Source organism: Chamaesiphon sp. VAR_48_metabat_135_sub (genome assembly GCF_031418915.1).
Taxonomy (GTDB): domain Bacteria; phylum Cyanobacteriota; class Cyanobacteriia; order Cyanobacteriales; family Chamaesiphonaceae; genus Chamaesiphon.
Genome location: NZ_JANOJV010000145.1, coordinates 12,236 through 34,583 on the forward strand (window position 1 = coordinate 12,236; position 22,348 = coordinate 34,583).

At 44.7% G+C, this 22,348-nt stretch carries 24 protein-coding genes and 1 other RNA gene; 10 read left to right on the forward strand and 15 right to left on the reverse strand.

Annotated features, from left to right (window positions below; genetic code table 11):
* Positions 1–37 precede the first annotated feature (37 nt).
* The 4 genes from RMO55_RS10520 to RMO55_RS10535 all read right to left on the reverse strand — a co-directional run bounded on the left by RMO55_RS10520 (position 38) and on the right by RMO55_RS10535 (position 3,761).
* On the reverse strand, positions 38–1,498 hold the full coding sequence (locus RMO55_RS10520; protein ID WP_310426359.1) for a DUF533 domain-containing protein: 1,461 nt from the start codon (positions 1,496–1,498) through the stop codon (positions 38–40).
* Positions 1,499–1,561: 63 nt separating this feature from the next.
* A complete protein-coding gene (ccoS, locus tag RMO55_RS10525; RefSeq protein WP_310426361.1) occupies positions 1,562–1,792 on the reverse strand; it encodes a cbb3-type cytochrome oxidase assembly protein CcoS in 231 nt (76 codons plus the stop codon).
* Positions 1,789–2,322, reverse strand: coding sequence for a cbb3-type cytochrome c oxidase subunit II (locus RMO55_RS10530; RefSeq protein ID WP_310426363.1), 534 nt, complete (start codon positions 2,320–2,322; stop codon positions 1,789–1,791). The genes ccoS and RMO55_RS10530 overlap by 4 nt, the downstream gene beginning before the upstream one ends.
* The gene (locus RMO55_RS10535) at positions 2,319–3,761 is read right to left on the reverse strand and encodes a cbb3-type cytochrome c oxidase subunit I (RefSeq protein ID WP_310426364.1); all 1,443 of its coding nucleotides are present in this window, start codon (positions 3,759–3,761) and stop codon (positions 2,319–2,321) included. Before RMO55_RS10535 ends, RMO55_RS10530 begins: the two co-directional genes overlap by 4 nt.
* A 186-nt stretch (positions 3,762–3,947) precedes the next feature.
* Here RMO55_RS10535 and RMO55_RS10540 point away from each other — a divergent pair, with 186 nt between their 5' ends.
* From RMO55_RS10540 to RMO55_RS10560, 5 genes are all read left to right on the forward strand, one after another.
* The gene (locus RMO55_RS10540) at positions 3,948–4,367 is read left to right on the forward strand and encodes a BlaI/MecI/CopY family transcriptional regulator (RefSeq protein ID WP_310426365.1); all 420 of its coding nucleotides are present in this window, start codon (positions 3,948–3,950) and stop codon (positions 4,365–4,367) included.
* Positions 4,367–5,275 carry a M56 family metallopeptidase gene (locus tag RMO55_RS10545; RefSeq protein WP_310426366.1) on the forward strand — a complete coding sequence of 303 codons (909 nt, stop codon included), beginning with the start codon at positions 4,367–4,369 and terminating at the stop codon, positions 5,273–5,275. The genes RMO55_RS10540 and RMO55_RS10545 overlap by 1 nt, the downstream gene beginning before the upstream one ends.
* Positions 5,276–5,367: 92 nt before the next feature.
* Entirely contained in the window at positions 5,368–5,736 is a 369-nt protein-coding gene (locus RMO55_RS10550) for a hypothetical protein (RefSeq protein ID WP_310426368.1), read from the forward strand.
* 116 nt (positions 5,737–5,852) lie between these two features.
* A complete protein-coding gene (locus RMO55_RS10555) occupies positions 5,853–6,191 on the forward strand; it encodes a hypothetical protein (protein ID WP_310426369.1) in 339 nt (112 codons plus the stop codon).
* A 42-nt stretch (positions 6,192–6,233) separates the two neighbouring features.
* Entirely contained in the window at positions 6,234–7,016 is a 783-nt protein-coding gene (locus RMO55_RS10560; RefSeq protein WP_310426371.1) for a DUF4184 family protein, read from the forward strand.
* A 379-nt stretch (positions 7,017–7,395) separates the two neighbouring features.
* On the opposite strand, the gene tnpA is transcribed toward RMO55_RS10560, so the two are convergent.
* Positions 7,396–7,833, reverse strand: a complete 438-nt coding sequence (gene tnpA, locus RMO55_RS10565) for an IS200/IS605 family transposase (RefSeq protein ID WP_310426372.1) — start codon at positions 7,831–7,833, stop codon at positions 7,396–7,398.
* Between the two features lie 51 nt (positions 7,834–7,884).
* Here tnpA and RMO55_RS10570 point away from each other — a divergent pair, with 51 nt between their 5' ends.
* Both RMO55_RS10570 and ltrA read left to right on the forward strand, forming a co-directional pair.
* A complete protein-coding gene (locus RMO55_RS10570; protein ID WP_310426373.1) occupies positions 7,885–9,057 on the forward strand; it encodes a transposase in 1,173 nt (390 codons plus the stop codon).
* 639 nt (positions 9,058–9,696) lie between these two features.
* Positions 9,697–11,511, forward strand: a complete 1,815-nt coding sequence (gene ltrA / locus RMO55_RS10575) for a group II intron reverse transcriptase/maturase (protein WP_310426375.1) — start codon at positions 9,697–9,699, stop codon at positions 11,509–11,511.
* A gap of 266 nt (positions 11,512–11,777) precedes the next feature.
* Here the strand turns inward: ltrA and fabG are convergent, their stop codons facing one another.
* The 7 genes from fabG to rnpB all read right to left on the reverse strand — a co-directional run bounded on the left by fabG (position 11,778) and on the right by rnpB (position 16,208).
* Positions 11,778–12,524 (reverse strand): 3-oxoacyl-[acyl-carrier-protein] reductase, encoded by a 747-nt coding sequence (fabG, locus tag RMO55_RS10580; RefSeq protein ID WP_310426377.1) that lies wholly within the window; start codon positions 12,522–12,524, stop codon positions 11,778–11,780.
* Between the two features lie 135 nt (positions 12,525–12,659).
* Complete coding sequence (locus RMO55_RS10585; protein ID WP_310426380.1) at positions 12,660–13,196, reverse strand: tetratricopeptide repeat protein; 537 nt, start codon at positions 13,194–13,196, stop codon at positions 12,660–12,662.
* A gap of 177 nt (positions 13,197–13,373) precedes the next feature.
* Entirely contained in the window at positions 13,374–14,165 is a 792-nt protein-coding gene (locus RMO55_RS10590; RefSeq protein WP_310426382.1) for a transporter substrate-binding domain-containing protein, read from the reverse strand.
* 91 nt (positions 14,166–14,256) lie between these two features.
* Positions 14,257–14,616 carry a 50S ribosomal protein L20 gene (gene rplT / locus RMO55_RS10595; protein WP_310426383.1) on the reverse strand — a complete coding sequence of 120 codons (360 nt, stop codon included), beginning with the start codon at positions 14,614–14,616 and terminating at the stop codon, positions 14,257–14,259.
* 123 nt (positions 14,617–14,739) lie between these two features.
* A complete protein-coding gene (gene rpmI, locus RMO55_RS10600) occupies positions 14,740–14,937 on the reverse strand; it encodes a 50S ribosomal protein L35 (protein WP_295615932.1) in 198 nt (65 codons plus the stop codon).
* Between the two features lie 116 nt (positions 14,938–15,053).
* Positions 15,054–15,758 carry a ribonuclease III gene (rnc, locus tag RMO55_RS10605; RefSeq protein WP_310426416.1) on the reverse strand — a complete coding sequence of 235 codons (705 nt, stop codon included), beginning with the start codon at positions 15,756–15,758 and terminating at the stop codon, positions 15,054–15,056.
* 29 nt (positions 15,759–15,787) lie between these two features.
* An RNA gene (rnpB, locus tag RMO55_RS10610) (RNase P RNA component class A) lies at positions 15,788–16,208 on the reverse strand.
* Between the two features lie 360 nt (positions 16,209–16,568).
* Between rnpB and RMO55_RS10615 the strand changes: the two genes are divergently transcribed.
* Positions 16,569–18,032: a HAMP domain-containing sensor histidine kinase gene (locus RMO55_RS10615; RefSeq protein WP_310426385.1), complete on the forward strand. Its 1,464-nt coding sequence runs from the start codon at positions 16,569–16,571 to the stop codon at positions 18,030–18,032.
* A 168-nt stretch (positions 18,033–18,200) separates the two neighbouring features.
* Positions 18,201–18,467 carry a hypothetical protein gene (locus RMO55_RS10620; protein WP_310426386.1) on the forward strand — a complete coding sequence of 89 codons (267 nt, stop codon included), beginning with the start codon at positions 18,201–18,203 and terminating at the stop codon, positions 18,465–18,467.
* On the opposite strand, the gene RMO55_RS10625 is transcribed toward RMO55_RS10620, so the two are convergent.
* The 3 genes from RMO55_RS10625 to RMO55_RS10635 all read right to left on the reverse strand — a co-directional run bounded on the left by RMO55_RS10625 (position 18,456) and on the right by RMO55_RS10635 (position 21,093).
* Positions 18,456–19,643: an NAD(P)/FAD-dependent oxidoreductase gene (locus RMO55_RS10625; protein ID WP_310426387.1), complete on the reverse strand. Its 1,188-nt coding sequence runs from the start codon at positions 19,641–19,643 to the stop codon at positions 18,456–18,458. The genes RMO55_RS10620 and RMO55_RS10625 overlap by 12 nt on opposite strands.
* 81 nt (positions 19,644–19,724) lie before the next feature.
* The gene (locus tag RMO55_RS10630; protein WP_310426388.1) at positions 19,725–20,147 is read right to left on the reverse strand and encodes a hypothetical protein; all 423 of its coding nucleotides are present in this window, start codon (positions 20,145–20,147) and stop codon (positions 19,725–19,727) included.
* Positions 20,140–21,093 carry a glycosyltransferase gene (locus RMO55_RS10635; protein ID WP_310426389.1) on the reverse strand — a complete coding sequence of 318 codons (954 nt, stop codon included), beginning with the start codon at positions 21,091–21,093 and terminating at the stop codon, positions 20,140–20,142. Before RMO55_RS10635 ends, RMO55_RS10630 begins: the two co-directional genes overlap by 8 nt.
* 192 nt (positions 21,094–21,285) lie before the next feature.
* On the opposite strand from RMO55_RS10635, the gene RMO55_RS10640 reads away from it, so the two are divergent.
* Positions 21,286–22,284, forward strand: coding sequence for an ATP-binding cassette domain-containing protein (locus RMO55_RS10640; RefSeq protein ID WP_310426391.1), 999 nt, complete (start codon positions 21,286–21,288; stop codon positions 22,282–22,284).
* Positions 22,285–22,348: the final 64 nt, after the last annotated feature.

Genomic DNA, 22,348 nt, shown 5'->3' on the forward strand with positions numbered 1-22,348 from the left:
CTAGTGGTGCAAAATCTGCCTTCGCGGACTGGGATATTTATAATAAGTTAAGTTGAGGATGCTGGATAGTTAAAAGAAGCTGTTGCAGGCGTTTTTGATAGCTATCTGTCGGCATTTTTCCAGTTTTCACAGCTTCTGTGAGTAATTTAATCTGAGTAGCGTTTTCTCGTTTTTGAGATTCGATCGTCAGTTCATGGAGATCGTAAATGGCTTCGGCAGATTTGCGATTTTGTTTGAATAATTGGCGCAGTGAGATCGAGTCTAATCTTACTTCTGGTTGAGAATAAGCTGCTTCAAAATAAACAACTGTCGTTTGTCCCATCGCCCAAGTCGCTGTAAATGCGTCAGCAGCTCCCAAACTAGCACCAACTTTGGGTACTAATTTCGTTAGATCCAACGCCATCAACCACGCACTAACTAATCCCAAACTGCCTACCATTTCCTCAAAAAATGGTTTAACTGCAAAGTCCACTGCCCCGTAAATATCGGCAATTTCGGCAATCAGAATCATCTGTAGCCCCAATGCTGCCGACTGGGTATAGGAACCCGATAACGGCGATGGATCTGCCCCCAGCACGGCTGTAGCCATCGCATAGCGAAGAATTTTTTCTTCGATAATTGTAGATCGTTGGGTGGGATCGGAAATCGATTCACCCTTGGCAATATTTTGGAAATTTGCAACTCGATTTACCAATTCTTGCAACTGTTCTACTTTTTCAGATGTCAAGTTAAATGTTGCGGCAATTAGATCGATCGCCTGTTGTTCGGTGGGATGATATTTACCGTCAGTATTTGCGAGTAAATAAGCAGCATAATAAGTCAATTCTTGTTGAACTGGATCGGTTATTTGTCCTAGCTCTTGAGCTAAATTAACGGGTTCCGTCAACAGTGTTTCCCAAACTATTCCCGCTGGGAATTTTGCCTGTTGAACATTCGATTCTAGCCACAATCTTTCTTGCAGATCGATATTCCCATCGGCTTGAGCAACTCCAATTAATACCTTCAATCGTGCTAATGATTCAGGTAGCATAATTGTGGGCTGGGCAGCTTCCATTTGCAGCATTTTATATGCTAACTGGCGCGTCGTCGGTTCTGGTACGATTAGTACGGGACACGATGCACGATGCAATACGAACTGGCTCAAACTCCCTGTCATCATTTCTAGCATCTGTCCCCGTCTACGTCGCCCCATCACCACTAAATCGACTTTAGCCGCGTATTTGAGAATGGTATCGCCGAGTGCTTGATTGACTACGACATATTCCAATTTACAGGTGGTGGCTAATGGTTGGAAAATATGACGAAGTTCATGTTCGCTGGTGGGTACAGCTTGCCGATTTTTAGTTGGAGCTTCTTCGGTGTAGTCTAGTTCTGGTTCGTAGACGTGGAGAATGGTTACTTCGGGGATATCTGTGGTGTGGGGTTTAAGGTAGTTTTGCAGGAATTCACAGATCTGGACTGCGGTAGGGGAAATGTCGGCTGCAACTAGGATTTTCATTTATTTGTGGTTGTTAGGTTTGATTCAGATCCCCGACTTCTCCAAGAAGTCGGGGATCTGTTCTTAATCTTCGATATTTAATTGGCGTTCGGCGATTTCTTGGGCATCCTTAAACTGACCGTTTTTAGCAGCCCAAACTAATGATAGTAATGCTAAAATCCCGATCGGCAATAACACCCAAACTAGCGACCACATAATCACGACACCATCACCAATTCCAAACCAGCTACCCATCTGAGCATGTTTGGCTGGATCTGCTGTCATGCCTAAATATAGACCAACAATCCCATTCATAACGAAGCCTCTGCTACTTTGATACTATCCTTCCATGCTCCCAAAGATTGGATGTAATCGGTTAAATCCGACAATTCTTGGGTAGATAAATAGTCGAAGGCGGGCATGATCGAATTGGGATTGTACTGACGGGGATTGATGAAATGTCCGATCAGATAATCTCGTGCGGGTGCGCCAATTTCTCGCCGCCATACTCGCCCCTCGTTAGATAGATCTGGCCCCTGGCGGGAGGTTCCGAGCATATGGGGCAAGTCATAGAAGTAGTCGCCAGCTTTGGATACGCCAAATGCGGCGACAAGATTTTCATCGGCTTTGACGTTGCGGACTTGTTGGGAGTGACAGTAAACGCAGCCTTCACGGGCATAAATTTTGCGCCCGTGTGCTTCGGTGGGTGAGTAAGCAACTAAGCCCACGCTGGGAGCGCGAACGATATCTGAAGCCACTCCAGGCGCAATTACCAGTCCAGTGAAGGCAGATCCAAAGAGGAAGGATAAGATGACGACGATCGGAAAAACGCTAATATATCTCATGATTTGACACCTGACTTTTGAAGAGAATCGGGGGTAATTGCGGGGAGATCGATCGGGTAATTCACTGTTTTATACACATTTCCAACGAATAGAAACTGTCCCACCAATACGATTAAGCCGCTAATCGCACGGGCGACATGATAGGGATACTTGTCGAGCATGGTACTCTGGGGCGAACCGCCTGCTTCCCATGCTGAACCCTCAATCCAGCCACTAATTCCCATCGAAACTACATAGCCGAAAATCCCGATCATTGTTAACCAGAAATGCCATTCAGCGAGATTGCGGGAGTATTTGAGCTTGAGCGAGCGTTCTAGATAAAAGTAAGTAAAAGCAATCACACCAGGTACACCAAAGCCCAAAAAGCCGAGATGAACGTGGGCGATCGTCATGTTGGTAAAATGGAGTTTAGCATTGAGCGACATCACGGCCAAAACCGTGCCCCACAGGGATGCACCGACATAGCAGGCGTAAGCCAGTAGACTAAATCGATAGCCAATATCCCGCTTCATAATCGCCCAAGTACCCCAAGCGGTACCACCGAAATTGATCATCGTCGCACATGTCGGAATAAACATCGCGATCGAAGCCGTCACTGAAGCCGTCATTACCCACATCGGAACTGGCCCCCAGATGACGTGATGTCCGCCATTCCAGGGATAAAAAGCCGCTAATGTCCAAAATCCAACAAATGAGATCGTGTGGCTGTACAGCGGCTTACCGACCTGCTTGGGGACGATGTAGTATAAGGTGGCTAAACCCAGAGTAGTCAGCCAGATTCCAAATAGATTGTGACTGTAAAACCAATTGATAATCGCGTCTTCAATGCCACTAAATTTAGATGCATTGCCCAAAGTGTAATAAATCGGGAACGGAATAATTGCTAGCAGAATATACCACAACGACACATACACCCGCCGTTCCTGTCGTAATGTAATTGTAGAGAATAAGTTACCCGCGATCGCAATTACCAGAATGCCGATCGTCATATCAAATGGAAACGGAATCTCGGTATACTCCTTCCCCTTGCTGAAGCCCATCATAATTCCCAGACAGCCCGCCAGCAAATTGAAGTTCCAAAACCAGGCTGTGAGCGAACCCAACCGCTCGGAAAATAGCGGTGTTTGCGTCAAACGCGGCACCATATAAAATGTCGCGCCCAAATAGCCCATGCTCATAAAGCCGAACAGACCGATGTTAATATGCACCGGACGCAGCCGACCATAAGCCAGTGCTGGCACACCCTGCAAAAATTCTGGATAGAACAGTTTCACCGCTTCCACAACACCGATGAGCATCGTCACTGACATCCAAAAGATCCCAGAGTAGAGCCAGATCTGAGCAGCACTATCCGGTCGATCGATTGGAAGCAGTTCGGGACTGGGGTTTACAGGCTTGGAAATAACGACTAGATTATTGCGATCTTGGATCGATGTCATAAAAAATGTAGGTAGATAGAACTTGTGGCGATCTAATAAGAATCTATAAGTTTTTTTACAACTATCTCCAATCTAACAACTGAATCGAGCGATTAGCCAACGACAACGTGTCGAACTTGCGATTTCTAAAGAGTTTCTTCGGGATCGAAAGAAGTTAATCTTAAAGGGAAGATCGCCCAAAATATCATGGTTCCTTTGCCTAGCCACCGCCCCAAAAACCTTTCACTGGGGCCATTAGAGACGGAAATTCTCAAGATTGTGTGGGAACTAGAATCAGCCACCGTTAAAGATATTCACGATCGCATCCTTAGCGATCCCGATCGAGAATTAGCCTATACTTCTGTCACGACCGTTCTTAATCGCCTGACTCAGAAAGGTTGGCTCAGATGCGATAAGCAAGAACGCAGTTTTATTTGGTACCCGCTCGTATCAGCCCCCGAAGCTCAGGCGATTCAAGCTTACGAACAGTTACAGCAATTTTTAGCCGTCGGAAATCCAGACATAGTAGCAGCCTTTGCCGATAGTCTGGATCGATCGAGCATAGAGCAAATAGAATCGATCGCTCAACGACTCAAAGCCATCCGCACTGCCAAGGAGGGCAAGTAATGCACCTAATTGTACTATTGACGATCTTCGCATTAGCTTGGGGACTGCGGTACAGTTGGACGGAAGCTAACCAAAATACCTGGAGCCAGCGGTGGGATCGGACACTCGCAATATTTCTATTACCACCACTGCTATTATTTACTAGTGCGATCGCCATCATCTGGATGGGGCCACACGGACGGATGGTTTGGGTGGGAAATGACTGGGTAAGCTACGATCTGGCGATCGGATTTTTGGGATTTGCTGGATTTTACCTACTCAAATTAGCTCGATCTGGCCGGAACATGCTCCAACAAGTTCGCACTTATCCCACCACCGAACTGAGCGGTAAAACAGTCCGCATCCTCGATCTACCGACTTTCTACACCGCCCAAATTGGCTTCTGGAAGCCAGAATTAGTTATCACCACTTGCTCGATCGATACCTTAGCCACAGAGCATCTAGAGGCTGTTTTAGCCCACGAACAGGCGCATTATCACTACCGCGATACCTGGTGTTTTTTCTGGTTGGGCTGGATTCGGCAGATTACCACTTGGTTGCCTCAAACCGAAGCGATGTGGCAAGAACTCTTACTATTAAGAGAGCTTCGCGCCGATCGATGGGCATCAGTGCAAACCGATCCATTATTAGTAGCCGAAGCCTTGCTCCTCGTCGTCCACAACACATCAGTTTTTACCGAAAACTTGTGTACCGCTTTTAGTCAGGTTGCCCCAGTAGATCGGCTAAACCAACGCATTGAAGCACTTTTGGAGATATCTGACGATCTCGATCGACAACTACAGGCGATTGCCGAAGGCAGACCAAGGGTCAACGAGAGAATTGACACGCTCCCAGGATATAATTTGCGGTCGTGGGCATGGTCGATCGTCGCATTGTTACCATTACTGGCAGTACCGTTTCATACATGAATGGTAACAGACAGACATTCCTGATAAAATAGAGGTTGGAACCATCCTCAATCCCAAAAGACGAGGCTTCCAGTTCTATGGAGCTACCTTGAGTGAATAACAACAGCCCTAACCTATTTCAAGTTAATTTACCTCGATTTCAATCCTGGCTGACAATTGTGGCAATCTGCCTTTTACTGGGTAGTCTAGGATTAGGATGGTTAGTAAAATCAGCCCTAGTTATTATTGGATTGGCGATTATTACCCCCATTGTCGGATTTTTGGGCTTCTTCTGGTGGTTGCGCCGCAGTATCGTCGAAGCTGAATGTCCAGTTTGTAGCAATCCCCTGCAAGGTATCAATGGTAGCGAAATTCAGTGTACCAACTGTGGTGAAATACTTAAAGTCGATCGAGGTCAATTAGTCCGCGATACTCCACCAGACACGATCGATGTCATCGCCGTTGAAGTAATCAAGGATTAGGCATTAGGCTTTAGGCTTTAGGTTTTAAGGGATAGTGAATGGGGCGTTTGCCCCACACTCCCTACTACAGTGTTACAGCTACATTCCCCGCACCACACACACCCCTCCTCCCTCCTATGACATCCCCACAACCACAAGATTGGCAGAGCCGCATTCGAGATTTGAAGAGTAATCTCGAACGAGCCGCCGCATCATCTCAGCCCCTAAACCAAATTGATGTCGATCTCCCCAGCTTGGGGCTAAAGGGAATCCAAGGAGGGTATCAACAGTTTCTCACCTGGTTTAATGGTATTCCAGCTAGTGGTAAACTACTGGCGATCGCTGGTGGCGGATTATTGAGTCTGACATTGATCAAAACCGTTTTTCAACTAATAACTTCTCTGATTACCCTCTCCATCTTTGGCATTATCCTGTATCTGGTTTATCGATTTTGGATCTTACCAAAAAGTGAGTAATTAAATCAGCCGATCTCTATTCACATACAGATCGGATTGTATATGCCGTTTACCTTAGCCCATCCCATTGCCACAGCACCAATTTGGTTTGGCTCGAATCGAAAACTAGATTTGCCTAGCCTCTTTGTCGGGTCGATGATGCCTGATATTGACTATTTCCTGACATTGCACCCGATTAAAACGGTCGGACATACTTGGTCGGGTATATTGATTCAAGGGCTGCCTTATTCGATCGTCAGCTTACTAGTCATTCGGTACGTTTTGGCGTGCCCATTTTTGGCTTTTCTGCCCGAAAAATTATCCCGTAAGTTCCCACCGCCAAAAAGTTACTTTCCTTTGCGAATTTCGCATCTTCTCAATATTACTATCTCAATTGCGATCGGGGCAGCCAGCCATCTGATTTTCGATTCTCTTACTTATTCAAATGGCTGGTTAGTCGTTAACTTAACTGCGATTCGGCCTAAGATGGGGTCTGTCGCAATTTATCAGTTGCTTCAATATACAAGTGGAATTATCGGAGTTGGTGCTCTATTATTGTGGCTATTTATCTGGCTCTTTGGTGCAGCCGCTCAGAGTAGGACTCGTCCCCAAATCGAGACATTAACTCCTAATTGGCGAAGTGTCGTAACTGTGGGTATTGGCTGCTGTGCTTTGGGGCTAGCACATGTGGCGATAGAGATAAATCATGTGGTGGGTGAAACCCCTGCCGATGTATTTGTCAGATCGCTAATTGGCTGTATTTCTGGAACGTTGCTAGGATTATTGCTGTACTCAGTCGTCTTTTGGATTCTAGACAGCTTCAATCGTGGTTCTCGCAGCCTCTAACTACTGGGTAGAGAATAGAGCCAATTTCTACCCAGTAGTTAACCAGCAATTCTCATTTTAAAACTTTTGCACTATTTTAGTAGGGGTAACTCATGAATTACCCCTACTTCGTTGGCGGAGCCTCTCCCCTGGAGAATCGCCGTCCGGTTATTGACGACAAAATGCGGATTTCAACAGTTTTATTTTTAAAAACTAGATCGGAGCCGTTCCCGCGAACCTCTCCCTATGGAGAATCGAGGGTTTTCACCTTTGAGAATTGCTGGTAGTGAACAAAGCTAGATACACGCTAAATGAGCGGGAGCTTGGTAGCCCCGTTTTTCAAAACGAGGTGGAAAAGCTTTCGCGTGCGGCTTTAGCCGCCGTCAGAATCCCAAGACTTTCAATGTCGCTCATGGTGAGTATCGTTGATATAGGCAAGAACTTTCGCCGTGCTAACTTTACCACTTGTGTCATAAAAATAGCTGCGAGTCCACAGAGATGGTAGCTTTTTAAGATCTGGAAATTCATCTCTTAAAAACTTAGAACTTCTACCTTTAAACGCTTTGACAACCTCACAAATAGGCGTTTGCTCATCATACTCAACCAACAAATGAACATGGTCTGAAGCAATCTCTTTAGCCTTGATAATCCATCCCCTATCTGTTGCAACTGATTCTAAAATTGTTGCTAGTCTTAATTTGATATCTCCCTTTAATACTGGTTTGCGGCGTTTCGGTATCCAAACTAGGTGAACTGTAGCCAATCCGACAGAATGGTTGCCATGCCTGTATCCAAAAGAATCTTTTCTCACAATATTGGTTGATAAGTTGACTTGCATCAACCAATATAGTATCATTAAACATAGCATCAATCAAAAGAGTAAGTTAAATTGTTTGAGTGTCAACAAATAGTAATTAAAACGGACAAGGATACTGAGGCAATAATCGAGTATCTCTGCCGCGAATCGAACAATCTCTATAATTGCGCTGTATACTATGCTCGTCAGATTTGGTTCAAAACCAAAAAAATCGTGACAGGATTCGATCTGACCGCTGCAATGAAAACAAACAGACATTTTAACGCTGGCTATGCCTCTTCAATGCAGCAAACTTGCATCAATGCAGGTGAAGCATTTAAATCGTTCAGACAACTGTTAGCCAAATCAAAAGCGGGTGACTTGATTCAAAATCCTAAAGCCCCAAACTATCGAAAAACAGGTGGGTTATTTACAGTCACCTATCCTAAAAGATGGTTGAAAGTCAAAAATGGTTTGATTAGATTCCCGCTAGGCAATCAAGTTAAAGCATGGTTTGGAATACGAGAATTCTTTCTACCAGTACCAGCTAATTTAGATTGGAGTATAGTCAAAGAAGTTCGATTACTGCCTAGAAATGGATGTTTTTATGCTGAATTTGTCTACTCAACTGAAATAGTTCAAACTCAGTTAGATCCTTCAAATGCACTAGGATTAGACCCAGGTCTAAATAATTGGCTCACTTGTGTGAGTAATATTGGAACTAGTTTTATTGTTGATGGCAAGCATTTGAAATCTTTGAATCAATGGTATAACAAACAAATTTCGACAATGAAAGATGCTAAACCTCAAGGCTTCTGGTCTAGAACATTAGCCGATATTACGGAAAAACGTAATCGCCAGATGCGTGACGCTGTAAATAAAGCTGCGAGAATTGTGATTAGCCACTGTCTCGAAAATAATATAGGCACCATTGTCTTTGAGTGGAACGTGGGTCAAAAAGATTCTATCAATTTAGGCTCTAAAACTAATCAAAAGTTTGTCTCTGTTCCAACTGCTAAATTAAAGACTCGCATCTCTCAATTGTGCGAACAGTATGGTATTCGGTTTGAAGAAACTGAGGAAAGCTATACTTCCAAATCCAGCTATCTCGATAACGATGAACTTCCCAAATATGGTGAAAAACCCAACGAGTGGAAACCATCAGGTAAACGAGTTAAGCGCGGATTATATCGCACGGCTAAGTTTAGTTATGTGAACGCTGATTGTAATGGCGCAGCCAAGTGCGATTCGTTCTCTTTAAACTGAGCAATCGGGGGACGAGAGGCTTCTGTAGGGTAATCCATTAGGATTGAGTTCGCACTTTAATCCCTTACAGATGACAACTATATAACCTTATTGGTGCGTGGGATTATCCTAGAAACCACAAGTCCAATCCTCCAGACGCTGGAGTGAAAACATATCCCCTATGGTAGCGACTAGCCATCAATCCATAAAGCGGGGGTAAAATGCGGAAAGATACTGGTAGCCTAAAACTGGTATCCCGTCAGTAAGTGACTATGGATAACTTCTGCTAAGACACTGCTTGAATCACCGTTACGCCGAACCAGCGAAATAAGGCTTTATGCGCTGGAAGACCCAAAAGGGCATTAGTACAGGGTGATATGAGAATTTCGCTCGACATATCAAGCGTTACCCGAAAACTCGGTGAAGAGGTGTCATCCTACAGGTCACAAAACAAAGGTTATATGGAACGAAGTAACCCATCGGATTACTCTCCCAGAGGTCGAATACTGGGAGTAGTCAGCTAAGACGAAAACTCTATGAAAGTAGGTATCTGGTGGGAGAGATTGTGTAAGAAGCGAACGCCTCTCTGTAATGGAAAGGATATGCTGACGTACACACGGTATCACGGAAGGAAAAGCTACAGGTAGTAATTAATATGCTATGAACACGGCAACAAAACCGATGTATGGATGGAACGAGATTGACTGGCGCAAGTTAGACCGTCAAGTTTTTAAGTTACAAAAGCGGATTTTCCAAGCGTCTACTCGTGGCGATGTCAAGTTAGTTCGCAGACTTCAGAAACTTCTGATAAGTTCTTGGTCTACAAGAGCATTAGCAGTCCGCCGAGTCACTCAAGACAATCAAGGTAAAAAGACAGCGGGTGTGGATGGTGTTAAATCACTAACTCCAAAGCAACGTCTAGACCTGATTGACAAGATTGAAATAGGCACAAAGGTCAAACCTACTCGCCGAGTTTGGATTCCCAAACCAGGTACAGAAGAAAAAAGACCTTTGGGTATACCAACAATGTACGACCGCGCTCTGCAAGCTCTAGTGAAAATGGTTCTCGAACCTGAATGGGAATCGAAATTTGAACCTAATAGCTACGGTTTTCGACCAGGACGCTCATGTCACGATGCAATCGCGGCAATATTTACCTCCATCAACCAGAAATCAAAATATGTTCTGGATGCAGATATAAGTAAATGCTTTGACCGCATTAATCACGAAAAACTTCTATCAAAATTAAATACCTTCCCGACCCTACGAAGACAAATTCGTGCTTGGCTTAAAGCAGGTGTCATGGATGGAAAGAAGCTGTTCCCTACAGATGAAGGTACACCTCAAGGTGGTGTAATTAGCCCTCTATTGGCTAATATCGCCCTTCATGGACTAGAGGAGATGATTAAGGGATTAGCCCCTAAATTTGATATGAAAGATAATCGTAATCGCCAAATAGGATTGCGAGATAAAATCAAATCAATTCAATGTATCAGATATGCAGATGATTTTGTTATTCTACATGAGAATATCGATATCGTTAATCTGTGTAAGTTAAAAATAGAAGAGTGGTTAAGTGACATTGGGTTGGAATTAAAACCAAGTAAAACCAGATTAGCCCATACCTTAAACGTTTTTGAAGAAGAGAAAGCAGGATTCAATTTTCTTGGCTTTCACGTTCAACAGTTTCCCGTGGGAAAATATACGTCAGGTACTGGAACTAGAGGGGAATTATTAGGCTTTAAAACCATTATCACACCCAGTATAGAGGGTCAAAAGAGACACTACAGAAAGATAGTAGAGGTAATAAAAAAGCTGCAAGGCGTAAGCCAAGCAACCTTAATTTCTAAACTAAACCCAATTATAAGGGGATGGTGCAATTATTACGCTCATGTAGTCAGCAATAATATTTTTGCAAGACTATGGCATCTGTTAGTATTCAGACTCTTGAAATGGGGGATACACCGACATCGGAATAAAGGTAGAAAGTGGATACGCCTTAAATACTTTAGAACCATTGGAAATGATATCTGGACGTTCGCGACCACGGGGGAAAATCCGATGATATTAATTCAACATAGCGATATAGAAATTAAACGCTATGTGAAAGTTAAAGGTAATGCTTCTCCTTACAACGGTGATTGGAAGTATTGGAGTGAAAGATGGGGTAATAATCCTGACAAATCTAAGAGAGTTAAAGTATCACTCAAGAAACAAAAAGGGAAATGTGCCTACTGCGATAACTACTTCAAAGATGGAGATATTTTAGAGACAGACCATATTATCCCGAAATCAAAAGGTGGAACGGATAAATACGAAAATCTGCAACTACTCCATCGGCACTGTCATGATAAAAAGACTGCTAATGATGGCAGTCTTGGCAACAAATCTGACTGGAATAGTGTCAAGCCGAAGCCACCAGTTAAGCCAGAATCTTGGTTCTGGCAAGACGACATGTTGGTAACGACGTGTTAATGACAATAACCGTTTTACTGAGGAGCGGAATGATGGGAAACTATCACGTTCCGTTTTGGAGAGCAGTGGAGGAGGTGACTCCTTCACTGACTTTAATCATTCTGCGAAAAGTAAAGGGAAAGCTTGGATTAGATCTAAGCCGACTTACTAGAGGCATTTTGACTATGCCCATCAGGGTCAGACTTTGGTCTAACTCTGTGCAAGAATCTCCCCACTTTTTAGATGGCGCAAGCGTAGCGAGAGCCGTCTAGTGGGGAGATTGTCAATTACGCCATGACCATCCCACCATCGACGTTAAAGGTTTGACCAGTGATATATGCAGCCGCAGGATCTGCTGCTAAAAATCTGACCATTCCAGCGACTTCTTCGGGTTGTCCGTATCTACCCAGGGGAATAAATTGTAAAATTCCTTCCGCTTTGAGATCGTTGGTCATATCTGTAGTGATAAAACCTGGTGCTACCGCATTGACAGTAATCCCTCGACTCGATAATTCCTTCGCTACCGTCTTGGTAAAGCCGATTACACCCGCTTTAGACGCGCTGTAGTTAGCTTGACCTGGATTGCCCATTTGTCCGGCGACAGAGGCGATATTAACTATCCTGCCAGACTTCTGTTTGAGCATGATTTTACTGACTGCGCGAGTACATGAAAATACCCCAGTCAGATTAGTATCGATGACGGCTTGCCAATCCTCTAATTTCATCCGCAATAGCAAGGTATCGCGAGTAATCCCAGCATTGTTGACGAGGACATCAATTCGTCCCCATTTATCCATGACAGTCTTGACTAATTCGTCAACTTGTTCTGGTTTAGAGACATCTGCGCCAACCGCTATTGCCTCTCCACCACCACTGACAATCTGCGCCACCAATTCATCCGCAGCACCACTAGAGCTAGCATAATTTACGGCGACCTTAGCTCCGACTTGGGCTAATTGTAACGCGATCGCCCGACCAATTCCTCTCGATGCACCTGTGACGATCGCCACTTGTCCTGTTAATAAATCCGACACTCTAAAATCTCCCTTCTAAAACAACAATCGATTGACCTAAGTAGGCTGGCACAAATATTTATCATAATATCTGAAACCTAACTGGTGAGCATTGCCCACCCTACGCGCTAACAACTAGTTATTACTTATTACTTATTACTTACTACTAACAACCAACCGACGACGCAAAGACTCACTCCGGCGTTGAGCTGTTTCATTTTTTGGTTCTAGTGCCAAGGCTTGCTCATAAATCTCTAAAGCTTGACTCGTCAGTTTTTTCTGTTCGTAAGCATGACCGAGATTATTCATCGCCATCACATATTCTGGTTCGAGTTTAATCGCTTCTTTATATTGACGAATTGCCATGTCGTATTGTTCTTGTCCGAAATAGGCATAGCCCAAAGCATTATAGACAGGAGACATTTCTGGTTTTTGTCCATCTTCTTTAATTGCTTTCTTGAGCATGACGATCGCTTGGGCAAACATTTTTTTCTCTAGATAAATGCTGCCTAATTCATAATATTCGGGAATAGTGCCGCGCTCATTTTTGAGCTTTTTCTCTAGTTTCTTGAGAGCATTCTCAATTTTCTGCGTCTTGATAATTTGTTTCAGGATAAAGAAAGCCGCAACACCTAATAGCAGTAAGAATGCAGATAGGTAAATGATGAGTAAATTTTTATCTGAAAAATCCATTGTTAAGCAGTAGTTAATGAATAGTGGTTGGGGTCGATTTGCCCAATACCCAATTATCTATGATAACTTGACTCAAACCTCACGATCCGCCTACTTGATAACTATTAACCGTTCGATCTACTTTACCCTTTACCCCTTTCCCTATTCTGTCACCACTAATTAATTTGGTACCAGGGTTTATTTTAACCCCCAGTACTGAATGCGTTGCTGGAGCCAGCCTTCAGTTTGCCATCGATCGATCGATCGATCGACTAATTGACGCAATGGATCGTATTGTAGCCCTTTGGGAATCACAATTCCCAAGGCTTCTGTCGATAACTTGTTGGGGAACAGATGATACTTAGGATCGGTTTTGCTCCAGCCAATTAACAGACTCCGATCTGCAGCGATAGCGACAACTTTGTCTGTAGCTAGTAGTTCTTTCGCTTCTTGATAGCTATTTACCCCGACTAATTTTGCCTGAGGGAGGATGTATTTCAGTGTGGCGATCGTGGTAGAATTATTTAGCACTGCAACTTTTTTACCAATTAAGTCGCTGTTCTTGGCGATTTTAGCCTGGTTGGTAATTATCCCCGTTCCGTCTAAATAATAATAACGGCTAAAATCAACTACTCTCGATCGAGTCGGTGTAATTGTCACTCTGGCGATCGTTAGATCGACATTCCCCTCAATGGCTACTTTCAGGCGATCTTGATTTACGACAGGAATCAATCGAACAAACTCAGGATTATCAACTATTTCTGTAGCTAATTTACGGGCGATATCTATTTCTAAACCCTGTAAATTACCAGTTGAATCCCTAAATCCGAATAGTGGTAAATTATCTTTCACTGCGACTATTAACTTTCGTCGCTGCTGGATTTCTTTGAGCGTTCCCGCCCGAGCCGAACATTGCCAACTACCACTACTCGCTATTAGTAGTAAGGCAAAGAATAAAGATCTGAATCGATTAGATTGGGCTTTATTCATCACTAATGAGTGGATAGTGGATAGTGCATAATGGATGGTGAAAGACCGATCTATTCACTATTCACTATTCACCATCCACTTTCATGAATGTCTATTTCGTTGCTGCGGCTGCGGCTAGTTTAACTACCGCCTCAAAGCTAGCAGAATCGAGGATCGCGATTTGAGCGAGCATCTTCCGATTGAGTTGAATATCAGCTTTCTTCATGTTGCCGATCAATTGACTGTAGCTCATGCCATGTTGACGAGAAGCTGCATTGATCCGCGCAATCCATAAGCGGCGGAAGTCGCGTTTTTTCTTCTTCCGATCCCGATAGGCATTCCGTAATGCCTTCATTACTTGTTGGTTAGCAATCCGATAGAGTTTAGAGTGAGAACCTCTAAAACCTTTTGCTAACTTGAGAATCTTGTTGCGGTGCTTCCGCGCCACGTTACCGCGCTTTACCCGAGTCATAGTTTAAATGATATAGTTGGTGATTAAATTTGCTCTACGGCGTTGTAGATAGTTAGTTATCGACTTACTATCGTCAGTCCTCAAGCTACCAGTTGTGAATACTGTGATTATCGCAAGCGACAATTACAAGTAGGGGAGCATCCCGCGCACTCTGAGCACATCTGTTTCGTCAACCGCAGTTGCCTTGGACAGGCTTCGACGACGATCTGCATTCTTGTGTTCGAGCAAGTGGCTCTTAAATGCCTTACGGCGCATGATTTTACCAGTGCCGCTGGCGCGAAAACGCTTCGCTGCTGCTTTGCGGCTTTTGAGTTTCGGCATTGGAATATATTTGTTTAGACACAATTTCATATTATACTCGATCTATCCTGTAAATAGCTAGTCTCGACAGATCCAAAGGCTTCTCCAAGAAGCTTTTGGATCTGGGCTGCTCAAATTCACAATTTCTGCGCCATTACCTGTGTAAAAGCAGCTTTAGCGGCAGCTTGCTCGGCGGCTTTTTTTGACTGTCCGACACCTATACCCAACTGTCGATCGCGGAACCAAACTTCGGCAATAAAACGTTGAAACCGATCGAGCTTGAGCGGATCTTCATGTACGCGGTATTCAGGTAACGCCTTGTAATGCGCTTGCGTCCATTCTTGGAGGGCATCCTTATAATTTTGGCGTGCGGGATCGTCGAGAATTTCGGTAGCTAATTTTTTAAAATGCGGATCTAGCCAGGGACGGATTAATTGGAGATTATTCGTCGTCATATATAGCGCAGCTAGTACCGCCTCAAAGGCATCAGCCAGCCGCGAAATCCGTCCAGAAGGGTCGCCCACCGCCGAAGCTGCGAGCGTGAGATAGCGATCGAATCCATAACCATCGGCTAATTGCGCCAAGATGCGATCGCTCACCAGTACCTTCCGAATCGCCGAAAAATCACCGACAGATTTGTCGGGATAAGTTTCCCACAAAAACTCCGAAGCAGCCAACCGAACGACTGCATCGCCAATAAATTCTAACTGCTCGTAGTTGGGCATTCCCATCGTCGGATGTGTCAAAGCCACATCCAACAATTTCCAGTCGATCCGAGTATCTCCAGGCAATCCCAACCGACTAATCAACTTCACTAACTCTTGTTGTCGGCGCGGATACATCAGTAACTCTATAACATTCAAAAAATAGAGAAAAGAGTCGGACATAAGCCGGGTTCTGTGATCTCTTGCGAGACGGCGGTTATCTATCTGGGTAGTTTGTTACCAAATACCTCAAGCGGATCGTGACGGAACAGGGAAAAGACCAACCATAGCTCCTGCCTTGCTTCCAACTGGGGTTTACCGAGCCAGTACCTCTCGATACTGCTGGTGCGCTCTTACCGCACCTTTGCACCCTTACTGCGAGGGGTGAGGGCATAGGGGATCGGCGATAGAGATATTTCTTCCCTATTCCCTATTCCCTATTCCCTATTCCCTACTTGCAGCGGTATTTTTCTGTGGCACTATCCTCACGTTCGCACGCACTGGGAATTACCCAGCAAGTTTGGTCTTTCGGAAGCCCGGACTTTCCTCGAATTCGACTGGCGAATTCGCAACCACCTCACCGACTCTCTCTCAACTATTTATTGTACAGCGTCATCAGTAGACATCTATCAGTTATTTCGCCGATCGGGATCGTCATACCTGCGGATGAATTATGACGATCGATTCTCTTTCGCCAGATGCTCCGCCAACGAGTGGGTTTATTTCAGGCATTCGATTATTACTTCGTTTGATGGTGGGTGATTGACTAAATCATGGATTAGTCGTGGAGTAGTGGATCGATAGGAATAATCAATATTAATCGACTGGATCGAGCAATGCCGATCGATCGCCGGATATTCGCCTAACCGGAGTTCGGTTTTACACCTGCGCTCGGGACACTCAGATCCGTTATTCTCATGGTGTGAGTATTAAAGATCGAAATAAATTGTGGTCAGAAAGTGGTTGCTCCCAACATTGAGCGAGGTATTAGCCAAAGCAGAACCGACGGGAATCGATCTGCTCGTGCCCGAATTTAATCCCCCCGATCCTCATCCCTCGACAGATCGCCAAGAATTGCAGCTCAAAGCCGAAAGTCAGTGGCAAAGCGCGATCGCGTCGGTAGAAGCTTTGCTCTTAAAAACTTTACCCAGTCCGATTGGGGTGACAGATCTCAGTGAAGAGACAGTCATCGAAGGATTGCTAATCACAGCACCATTACCCCTATTCAGTCATCCCTCGATCGTTTCCCAACTGCAAACAATTACCTTCACCACCCCACATTCCAACCGCCAATTACTCCCCTGTAACCATACTGGAATCGATCGCGAGCATCTTTCCCAGTCACATCATTTCCCAATCGAATTACTCCCGACAGATCCCCTCGCTGACGAACGCTTTTGTCTGGTTTTAACCACTCAATTCAGTCTATTAGTCGTTTTTGGTGAGGAAGATAGCAATCCTCGGTGTCAGTTTTCCTTCGATCCCGATGACTTGGATCTGGCGTGGAAGTCACTACGGGGGAGAATGATGTTGACAGCACCTCATCACCTCTCCTATTTAGATGAGCTAGCGGCACAATTTAGCCCGATCGAGCCTGATTATCGCTGGGTGATGGCATTCAGTCAATATTTACTCCAACACCAGCCTGTCGCCACTGTAGCCCCCGCTCCGCCAATATCCCAACCAGCCACTGTCGAGGTACCTGCCAAACTCGCTGCTGATGTCGAATTGCTCCAAGCACTCACTCACGAAATTCGGACACCCCTGACTACCATCCGCACGATGACGCGGCTCCTATTACGTCAGCCAGATTTAGCTCCACGAGTCCTGAAACGCTTGAGCGCGATCGATCGAGAGTGTACCGAACAGATTAACCGGATGGAGTTGATTTTTAGCGCGGTAGAATTGGCGACGACTCAGCCATCCCAATCGCTAGATCTAACCACTATGTCAATCGGTCAATTATTAGAGCAAAGTCTCCCCCACTGGCAACAACAAGCCGAACGCCGCAATCTCGATCTGGCTGTAGATATCCCTCAGCAACTCCCCGCCGTTGTCAGCAATCCGATGATTCTCGATCGCGTATTAACGGGATTAGTCGAAAACTTCACCCGCAATCTCCCCTCTGGAAGCCGGATTCAAGTCGAAGTTACCCCCGTTGGCGATCGCTTAAAATTACAACTCCAATCCCAACAGGAACCAGACGAACAGCCCCATACAGCCCCAAGTAAGAGACATTCGATCGGTCAACTGCTCACTTTTCAACCAGAGACAGGCAATCTCAGTCTCAATCTCAATGTGACCAAAAATCTCTTCCAACTCCTCGGTGGTAAACTAATCGTGCGTCAAAGTCCTCAACAAGGCGAAGTCTTGACAATTTTCCTCCCACTGTCGATGATTGCACATAGTTAGGGGAAGGGGAGGGGGAAAGGTTAAAGGGTAAGGGGTAAAGGAAAGATGCCAAATATCTGAGTCGAGCAATGCTTCGAGTAACTCTAATCCTTTTATATTCCCTTTCCCTTTCCCCTTTTCCCCATCCCCCTCTACCCCTTTCCCTCCCACCTCTAACCCTCCCCCTCCATGTGGTTTGTCAAAATTGAAACTGGAATAGTTCCCAAGTCGGAATTCGATCGATATGTGCCCGCACACAAAGCTTACGTACAAGGTTTGATCGATCGAGGACACCAAGCTAAGACTGGATATTGGGGCGAGCGTGGTGGCGGGATGATGTTATTTAAAGCTAGCTCACTGGCTGAAGCCGAACAAATTGTCGCCGCCGATCCGCTCATCCAAAACCATTGTGTCAGCTATCAATTGCACGAATGGCGGATTGTGTTAGGAGATTAATTTTACCAATGGCTGGGTTAGCCAATTGAAACCAACATTCAGTTGATGTTCCAGAGTGGGGAGACGATAGAGATAGACGAGCCGACGGGCAATATAAGCCAGCGGACCATCTAATTGAATGCCCAAACCGGATAAGACGGCATTATCATTGCCTAATGCCATCATTTCGCCGAGATTAGTATAACGGAATGGCAGGAGCGGTCGATCGGTCAGCGATGACCAGACATTCCAGCCGACAAAATCGGACTGTTGCAATGCTGACTGAGCGGTGGTGGGGATAGATTTACCGTCAATATCGAGCATCGCCGCCGCATCGCCTAAGGCATAGATATCAGGATGATCCGTAACTTGCAGCGTTTCGGTAACGCTAATTTTGCCCTGGGGATTCAGCGGTAGTCCAAAATGACTAATTGCCGGACTCACCTGATTTCCCACTGTCCACATGACGATATCGACGGGAATAATATCTGTTTGACCTTTATAAATTAGCCCGATGGAGTCGGCGGTAATCTCCGAAACTGTAGTTTCCAAGTCCACCCAGATTCCTCGCTGTTCTAGAGCCTTGAGCGCGGCATTCCGGTTAAATTCTGGTGCGTCAGGGAGAATGGTATCTCGCGATTGAATCAATCGAATTCGTCCTCTTTGTTTCAGCCTGTCAGCAAGTTTGCAGGCTACTTCGACACCACTATAACCAGCTCCGACGATCGCAATCCGCATTTTTTCGGTGGGAGTTGCTTCTAATATGCGTAATTTCTCGTCTAGCTTATAGGCATCTTGGAGCGATCGAAAGGGAATTGCATGTTCGGTGACTCCAGGGACGCTTTCCGATGGTGTTTCACAGCCTAGAGCCAATACCAATCGATCGTAATCGATTTCGGTACCATCTTCTAATGTGACAGATTTTTGCTGTTTATCGATCCAATCTACAGATCCTTGTATAAACCGAATATCAGTTGCTTTCAACAGTTCGGCAAAAGGCGGTGCAATTTCCCAGCCCTGCATTTCCCCTGTAATTAGTTCGTAGAGCAGGGGTGTAAAGACAAAGTTTGTGTGACGATCGATCAGGGTAATTTCGGGCTTTTGTGCGTGTTCCCAAGTCAATTGATTCAATCTTAGGGCAGTATACAAACCACCAAATCCCCCACCGAGGATGCAGATACGCGGTACTGAAGTCATAAGTTAAGGGTAATTAGCGATCGAGATGGAGTTTCTTCATTAATCTTAACAATTTTGAGGTCGATCGTTTGAGAATTGGGATTACTTTCGGTCAAATGCGGCACGTCCTTGAATTTGATCGTGAATTAAGGAGACATTGCCAATGACGATCGCCAGCACGATCGTTAGTAAAGCAAATTTGAATAAACCCAGGCTGAAATGACTAAACTTATTATTTTGAGGTGTCGGGAACTTGAGAAAGACTAATAATCGTTCCGATGACATCAACACAATCGCCGACCAAACCACTCCAAACAATAATAATAATACTGACACCACGATTTGGGTAATAACTACTTCATGAATGGGTATCGCATAAGCATTATCTTCATAGAAGGGCGCACCATCGTTCGCATAATTTACATAGACAATAATGGGGTAAAAAAACATACTTATGCCTAAGTCTAGCAATGAAGTTATGCCAATCCAAATCAACAGAATTATATTTCCAGCCTTTTTATTCATCAGATTTACTGGCTAACTTTAGGCTTTGTTGATAAGCGGCATGTACCTCTTGGACGCTGTATTGATTGAGAAAAATTCTCGCAAATTGTTCGGCTAATTGAGGCTTTTTTCGATCGACCAGCCACTGCAATAATGGTTTCATCGTGCGTTCGTTGAGCAAACCCCCGATCGATAAAATATTCCACAAAATCCGGTGAAAAATGGTCATTTGTACCATCATTTTGACATCGAACGTTGGATGTTTTTGATAAAAGACAACACCCATTTTACCGCGTTCGATTTCCTGTTCGATCATGCGGGGAATCCGATCGAGTGAGAAGGCTGGATGCCAATGATAGCCGACAGCCGCCGGACATTTAATCATCTCGATTCCTTTGTTTTTCAACCGCACGCCCAATTCTAGATCTTCCCAGCCATAGAGACTAAAACCCAGATCGAATAAGCCGACTTCGATCAACCAATGTCTGGCAATAGCCACATTTCCAGTTGCAAAATAAGCATTGGAAAAATCCATAATCTTATAAGATTCGGACGTGGGATCTTCAAAATTAGCGGTATTAATTACGGCACCATAGGTAAAAAGTTTATCGTTACCTAGTTTTTTTTGTCCCTGCAATAAAGCATTCGCATGGGATTGGAGAAATGTTGATGTGACTACCAGATCGCTATCGATGAAAATAATTGTATCGCCCCGCGCTCTTTCTACTCCCAAATTCCTGGCTGCGGATGCACCTTGATGCGCTTGTTCGTAAATTTTGACATGGGGCAATTCAGCACTGCTGGTTTTCAACCATTCGATCGTGCCATCAGTCGAACCATCATCTACGACCACTATCTCATAGTCAGTCACCATTTGAGGATCGAGAGTTTGCACTTCTAATGCTCTCACACATTTTTGGAGGATGGGGAGTCGATTATAAGTAGGAATGACGATACTAAAAAACACCGATCTTGCCCTCAGGGATAGAGATTGCTAGGAACGATCGATCGTGACACCCACGATCGTCTTACTCTAGTTTAAGACAGGATCGAGCCTCAGAGAGTTTCCGTGACTATCCTCGTTGGCGTAGCCTCTCCATTAGAGAATTGCTGTAAAATAAGTAGAGTCGATATAGTCATAATTTTAGATCTGGTGTTTATGGCTAGTATTATTGTCGATCGACTGAGTAAAGTTTATCCGGTTGCCATCAAAGAGCCAGGATTAAAAGGAACGATCGATCGTTTTTTCAAGCGTACCTACAAGGAAATTAACGCGGTTCGGGATGTTTCGTTCCAAATTGAGGCGGGTGAGGTTGTCGGCTTTCTGGGGGCAAATGGAGCAGGTAAAACCACGACGCTGAAAATGCTCAGTGGTTTAATTTACCCCTCTACTGGCTTGGTAAAGGTGGCTGGACATATACCAGTTAAACGCGAACCTGCATTTCTCAAGCAAATTACCCTAGTAATGGGGCAAAAGCAGCAGTTGATTTGGGATTTACCCGCGCTAGATTCCCTGAAGATTAATGCTGCGGTATACGGTTTGAGCGATCGAACTGCCGAATTACGCATCCAAGAATTGGCCGAAATGCTCTCGATTCAAGGCAAACTCACCCAACCCATGCGGAAGCTATCCCTCGGAGAACGGATGAAAGCTGAATTATTAGCAGCCTTACTACACGAACCGCAGGTATTATTTCTCGACGAACCGACATTGGGATTGGATGTCAATGCTCAGGTGGCGGTACGCCAATTTCTGCGGGAATACAATCAGCGGTACAAAGCCACGATTTTGCTGACTAGTCACTATATGGCGGATATTACCGCACTGTGCGATCGAGTTCTAGTCATCCACCAGGGAGAATTAATCTATGATGGCAGTCTTAATGGCTTAGTCGAGCGATTTTCACCCTGTCGGGAAGTCAAGGTAGAATTTGCCCATATTTATCCACTAGACAAGTTAGAGACATATGCAGAAGTACAGGAAATCGAAGGTGCGTCAGCAAGATTTTTGGTACCTCAGGAAATTCTGACTAAAATTGTGTCCCAAATATTGGGAGAATTAGACGTAGTAGATCTCAGTATTACCGATCCACCGATCGATGATGTTATCGGTCAAATCTTTCGATCGGGCAATGCAGAAATAGTAAACTCTAAATAGCGTAAATGCCGACATTAAAACTAGTTGTCGAACCAGTTTTGGATCTGGAAGCATTAATGTCCGA

Bases quoted from the DNA above. Each gene is read 5' to 3' on its own strand.
- RMO55_RS10585 (WP_310426380.1), bottom strand. From the start codon at position 13,196: ATGGATTTTTCAGATAAAAATTTACTCATCATTTACCTATCTGCATTC.
- RMO55_RS10545 (WP_310426366.1), top strand. From the start codon at position 4,367: ATGCACCTAATTGTACTATTGACGATCTTCGCATTAGCTTGGGGACTG.
- rplT (WP_310426383.1), bottom strand. From the start codon at position 14,616: ATGACTCGGGTAAAGCGCGGTAACGTGGCGCGGAAGCACCGCAACAAG.
- ltrA (WP_310426375.1), top strand. From the start codon at position 9,697: ATGAACACGGCAACAAAACCGATGTATGGATGGAACGAGATTGACTGG.
- rpmI (WP_295615932.1), bottom strand. From the start codon at position 14,937: ATGCCGAAACTCAAAAGCCGCAAAGCAGCAGCGAAGCGTTTTCGCGCC.
- tnpA (WP_310426372.1), bottom strand. From the start codon at position 7,833: ATGCAAGTCAACTTATCAACCAATATTGTGAGAAAAGATTCTTTTGGA.
- ccoS (WP_310426361.1), bottom strand. From the start codon at position 1,792: ATGAATGGGATTGTTGGTCTATATTTAGGCATGACAGCAGATCCAGCC.
- RMO55_RS10520 (WP_310426359.1), bottom strand. From the start codon at position 1,498: ATGAAAATCCTAGTTGCAGCCGACATTTCCCCTACCGCAGTCCAGATC.
- RMO55_RS10560 (WP_310426371.1), top strand. From the start codon at position 6,234: ATGCCGTTTACCTTAGCCCATCCCATTGCCACAGCACCAATTTGGTTT.
- RMO55_RS10630 (WP_310426388.1), bottom strand. From the start codon at position 20,147: ATGAATAAAAAGGCTGGAAATATAATTCTGTTGATTTGGATTGGCATA.
- RMO55_RS10540 (WP_310426365.1), top strand. From the start codon at position 3,948: ATGGTTCCTTTGCCTAGCCACCGCCCCAAAAACCTTTCACTGGGGCCA.
- RMO55_RS10555 (WP_310426369.1), top strand. From the start codon at position 5,853: ATGACATCCCCACAACCACAAGATTGGCAGAGCCGCATTCGAGATTTG.
- RMO55_RS10590 (WP_310426382.1), bottom strand. From the start codon at position 14,165: ATGAATAAAGCCCAATCTAATCGATTCAGATCTTTATTCTTTGCCTTA.
- rnc (WP_310426416.1), bottom strand. From the start codon at position 15,758: ATGTATCCGCGCCGACAACAAGAGTTAGTGAAGTTGATTAGTCGGTTG.
- RMO55_RS10625 (WP_310426387.1), bottom strand. From the start codon at position 19,643: ATGACTTCAGTACCGCGTATCTGCATCCTCGGTGGGGGATTTGGTGGT.
- RMO55_RS10620 (WP_310426386.1), top strand. From the start codon at position 18,201: ATGTGGTTTGTCAAAATTGAAACTGGAATAGTTCCCAAGTCGGAATTC.
- RMO55_RS10535 (WP_310426364.1), bottom strand. From the start codon at position 3,761: ATGACATCGATCCAAGATCGCAATAATCTAGTCGTTATTTCCAAGCCT.
- RMO55_RS10530 (WP_310426363.1), bottom strand. From the start codon at position 2,322: ATGAGATATATTAGCGTTTTTCCGATCGTCGTCATCTTATCCTTCCTC.
- RMO55_RS10640 (WP_310426391.1), top strand. From the start codon at position 21,286: ATGGCTAGTATTATTGTCGATCGACTGAGTAAAGTTTATCCGGTTGCC.